This is a genomic window from Paraburkholderia sp. SG-MS1, assembly GCF_012275575.1.
Taxonomy (GTDB): Bacteria; Pseudomonadota; Gammaproteobacteria; order Burkholderiales; family Burkholderiaceae; genus Paraburkholderia.
The window spans coordinates 1-4,254 of sequence record NZ_NPIH01000237.1 but is presented as its reverse complement, the minus strand read 5'-3'; the positions used below and the strand labels follow the sequence as shown (position 1 = coordinate 4,254).

At 65.6% G+C, this 4,254-nt stretch carries 4 protein-coding genes; 1 reads left to right on the top strand and 3 read right to left on the bottom strand.

Annotated elements, in window-relative coordinates; genetic code table 11:
* Positions 1–55: 55 nt before the first annotated feature.
* Entirely contained in the window at positions 56–913 is an 858-nt protein-coding gene (locus tag CIC12_RS22720; protein ID WP_168667205.1) for a PA4780 family RIO1-like protein kinase, read from the bottom strand.
* Between the two features lie 834 nt (positions 914–1,747).
* Here CIC12_RS22720 and CIC12_RS22715 point away from each other — a divergent pair.
* Positions 1,748–3,460, top strand: coding sequence for a SulP family inorganic anion transporter (locus CIC12_RS22715; protein ID WP_168667203.1), 1,713 nt, complete (start codon positions 1,748–1,750; stop codon positions 3,458–3,460).
* 16 nt (positions 3,461–3,476) lie between these two features.
* On the opposite strand, the gene CIC12_RS22710 is transcribed toward CIC12_RS22715, so the two are convergent.
* Together CIC12_RS22710 and CIC12_RS22705 are read right to left on the bottom strand one after the other, a co-directional pair.
* Positions 3,477–3,836: a hypothetical protein gene (locus CIC12_RS22710; RefSeq protein WP_168667207.1), complete on the bottom strand. Its 360-nt coding sequence runs from the start codon at positions 3,834–3,836 to the stop codon at positions 3,477–3,479.
* Positions 3,837–3,906: 70 nt separating this feature from the next.
* A partial coding sequence (locus CIC12_RS22705) for a LysE family translocator (protein ID WP_168667201.1) occupies positions 3,907–4,254 on the bottom strand: 348 nt, incomplete at its 5' end.

Genomic DNA, 4,254 nt, shown 5'->3' with positions numbered 1-4,254 from the left:
CTTCACGTTGCGGCCCGGAAGCGGCCTCGTGTACGGCTGAAGCGGCTTGCGCGCCTCACGTCCCGCTGCGCAGCGAGTCTTCGTAGCGCAGCCGCGCCTCTTCATCGAGCCGCGTATCTTCGAGTTCCTGCAGCACGGCTTCCAGATCGACCGGCGTGGTGTCCTGTTCGACATGGCCGGTCAATGCCGTATCGACGTGCAACGCGCCCGCTTCGTACAGCGCCCAGATTTCCTTGCCGTAGCCGGCGTCGAGCAGCGCCGGCGCGAAACGGCCGAAATACGCGGCGAGATTGTCGACGTCGCGTTCGAGCATCGCGGGGGCTTCGAGATTGCCCGCGGCATTCACCGCTTGCGGCAGGTCGATGATCACCGGGCCGTCGGCGGCCAGCAGGATGTTGTACTCGGACAGGTCGCCGTGAATCATGCCGGCGCACAGCATCCGCACCACTTCCTTGAGCAGCTGCGCGTGCAATTCGAGTGCGCGTGCTTCGCTCAGATCCACGTCGTTCAGACGCGGCGCGACGTTGCCGTCGGCATCCGTTACCAGCTCCATCAGCAGTACGCCGTCGGTGCAGATAAAGGGCTGCGGCACGCGCACGCCCGCGTTCGCAAGTTGGAACAGTGCGTCGACTTCCGCGTTCTGCCACGCCTGTTCCTGCACTTCGCGACCGTAGCGGCTGCCTTTTTCCATCGCGCGCTGCTCACGGCTGTTCTTGACCTTGCGGCCTTCGCGATAGGACGCGGCCTGGCGGAAACTGCGCTGTTTCGCGTCCTTATAAACCTTCGCGCAACGCGTGGCATCGCCGCTGCGCACCACGTAGACGGTGGCTTCCTTGCCGCTCATCAACTGCGAGATGACTTCGTCGATCAGGCCTTCTTCGACGAGCGGGAGTAGACGTTTGGGGGTTTTCATGCGGCCGCCGGGGTGCGCAGGGCGGTGCGGCGGCGCAGGGCGGGCGCCTGCGAGGACGAGTGCGGGGGGATTCGGATCATGCCGGATTATAAGGTAGAGCGACGATGCGGGCAGACGAACGGGTGCCAGGCGACAAACGGCGTTCGTCCGGGCGGGTTCGCGGCCGAGGCCGCCGGCCCGCACGTTTGCTCACCTCGCGGCTGGCGAGGCGAACACCGGGAACGTCGGCCCCGGTCGTAGCGGTGGGTGCGGTCCCGGCGAATCCGTTGAAGCGCTCATCTGCTCGCCACCAGGAGACTGCCGGCGCGGCCGCCGATCTGGCGACCGTTCTAAAGCCGTAATGTCCCCCAGCTGGACAGAATCATCGTTTTTCCGATGTTTTTTTACCTGCTTCACCGCCTTCTACATTTCCCCGCGCCGGGCATTCGTCAAAAAATAGGTGTAATTCCTGGCAACAGTGCTTTGCGGTTTCGCTCATTCAATTTCCATGCAGATCGCTTAAACTCAGCAGTAACAATATGTTACGGGGTGTGTGATGTTGGCCGTCGTTCTGCTCGCCTGTCCAATCTGCATCGTCGCGCTGTTCGGTTTTGCGCGGCGCGTCGATCCGCAGACAGGTCACTTCAAGCGTTGATTCCCTGCAGTTGCCGAAGCGGATGCGCTGGCAGCAGTCTTGCCAGACGAAGCCGGCTTGCGGTTGTCTGCTTCCGGTTCTTCCGCTGGTTCGCTCCCGGCTCTTTCTCCGGCCGTCTATCTCCTGCTCGTCAGGTCTTGCTTTCGCGTGCCGAGTCGCGGCACGATGCGCGATAACCTAAGTGTGGGGCAGCATCGCGTATGCGAGATTTTCTGGCGAATATCACCGCGCGCGTCGGCGTGCTGAAGGGCGTGCTTCCTTTGAGCCGTGCCGCAGCGGCGCGCGATGCGCTGGCCGGCGTGCAACTCGCGTCGATGGATATCCCGCAGGTGCTCGGCTACGCGCGCATTGCCGGCATGCCCGCCGTTACCGGGCTTTACACCGTCTTTCTGCCGCTCGTCGCGTTTGCTTTTTTCGGCGCGTCGCGGCACCTGGTCGTGGCCGCCGATTCCGCCACCGCGACGATCTTCGCAAGCCGTCTCTCTACGATGGCGCCCACGGGGAGCGCCGAGTACGCGTCGCTCGCCGCGATGGTCGCGTTGCTCACCGCCGCGTTGCTGCTGATCGCGCGGCTTTTCAAACTGGGCTTTCTCGCCGATTTCCTGTCGCGCACCGTGCTGGTTGGATTTCTCGCCGGGGTCGGCGTGCAGGTCGGCATCGCGATGCTGGGCGACATGCTCGGCGTGCCGGGGCACGCGGCGCGCAGTATCGATCAACTGATGCTCGTCGTACGCGAGGCGGCGCGTATCGATTTGCCGACGCTCGCCATTTCGCTGCTGGTGGTCGTCGCGATTCTGGCGTGCAAGCGCTTCCTGCCGCGCCTGCCGGTGCCGTTGATCGCCGTGGTGGCGGGTATCGCGGCGAGCGATCTCTACGGTTTCGAGGCCCGCGGCATCGCCGTGCTCGGGCCCGTGGCGGGCGGCCTGCCGCCGCTGCGCCTGCCGTCAGTNACGTGGCAGCAGCTGCTCGATCTGGTGCCGGTCGCGGCCTCCTGCTTTGTAATGATCGTCGCGCAAAGCGCGGCCGCGAGCCGCGTGTTCGCCGAGCGCTATCACGAGTCCGTCGACACCAACGCCGATCTGCTCGGGATCGCCGCGGCCAACGCGGCGGCGGCGGTGTCGGGTGCGTTCGTGGTCAACGGCAGTCCGACGCAGACCGCGATGGCCGATCGCGCCGGCACGCGCAGCCAGTTCGCGCAACTCGCGTTCGCGGCGGTGGTGGTCGTAGTGCTGCTGTTTTTCAGCCGCTATCTGCAATATCTGCCGCACTGCATTCTTGCCAGCATCGTGTTGACGATCGCGATCGGCCTGATCGATCTGAAGACGCTGTTCGCGATTCGCCGCGAAAGCCCCGGCGAATTTGCGCTGGCCGTGTTCACCGCGGCGGCGGTGGTGCTGATCGGCGTCGAGCACGGCATCCTCGTGGCGGTGGCGCTGTCGCTGCTGCGTCACGTGCGGCACAGCTACCGGCCGCACACGATGGTCCTCGCGCCCGGCGACGACGGCATGTGGGTGCCGGTGCCGGCCATGTCCGGCATCCAGACCGCGCCGGGGCTGATCGTCTATCGTTTCGGCGCCGACCTGTTTTACGCGAACGATCATTTCTTCGTCGACGATACCCGCCGCCTGATCGACGGGGCGCCGAACCTGGTGCGCTGGTTCGTGATCGACGCGAGCGCGATCACCGACCTCGACTATTCGGCGGCGCGTTCGGTGGGCGAGTTGTGCGTGGCACTCAAGCACGGCGGCATCGAAGTGATCTTCGCGCGCGTGAACCGCTATCTGCGCTCGGACATGGACCGGCATGGCATCACGCCGCTCGTCGAGGCGCGCTGCATCTTTGCCACGCTGCATGAAGCGCTGCGCGCGGTGGGCGTCGAGAAACCGGACGCGCAGGTGAAGCCCGAGTCGTAGATGGAGCTTGCGGGCGTTAGCGCAGCGGTGCGTCGTCGTCGAAAAAATAGCCGATGAAAACGCAGGCGGCGGCGGCCGCGAGGCCGAGTACCGCCACCGTTGCCGCGAGCGCTCTGCCGTGCCACAGGCCGTCGAACCATTGATGAAGCTGCGCCATCAGCACCGCCGCATTGCCGCCGATGCGCTGCAATTCGATCTGATAGCGCGGATCGACGGCGCTGTAGCGCGCGAGCGCGTCGTCGGGCGGGGCGGCGCTCGCATAGATCAGCGCCGCCGCGATCCATGCGCCGATCAGCACGGCCGCGCCCGCGAGATACCACCGCTTTTGCCAAGGCGTGCGTCGTGCCGCCGGGTTCATCCTGTTGCTGCCGCTCATCGTGTTCACTGGTCCGCTTCGGTCTTTCACGGCAGCAGTATCGCAGAGCGGCGGCGCGTGCCGAAGGCGGCTAGCTTTTCGAGCTCAGCAGCTTGATGCCGGCAATCGCGAACATGATGGCGAGCGAGCCGTCGAGCCAGCGCCGGATCGCGGCGTAAATGCGCCGCGCAGACGCGGTCGAGAACAGCACCGCGTAGCTGCTGAACACCGTGACGCCGATCACCATGCAGCCGAGCACCACCGGCAGCACGTGCGACGCTCCGCCCGCGGGCGACATGGCCAGCGAAACGATCGACAGCCAGACCAGCACCGCTTTCGGATTGGTGAGATGCAGCAGCAGGCCGCGCAGATAGAGGCGCTTGAGCGGCTCGTCGGGCCGCGCGGCCGCGTCAGGCAATTTGCCGGCGCTGAACGCGCA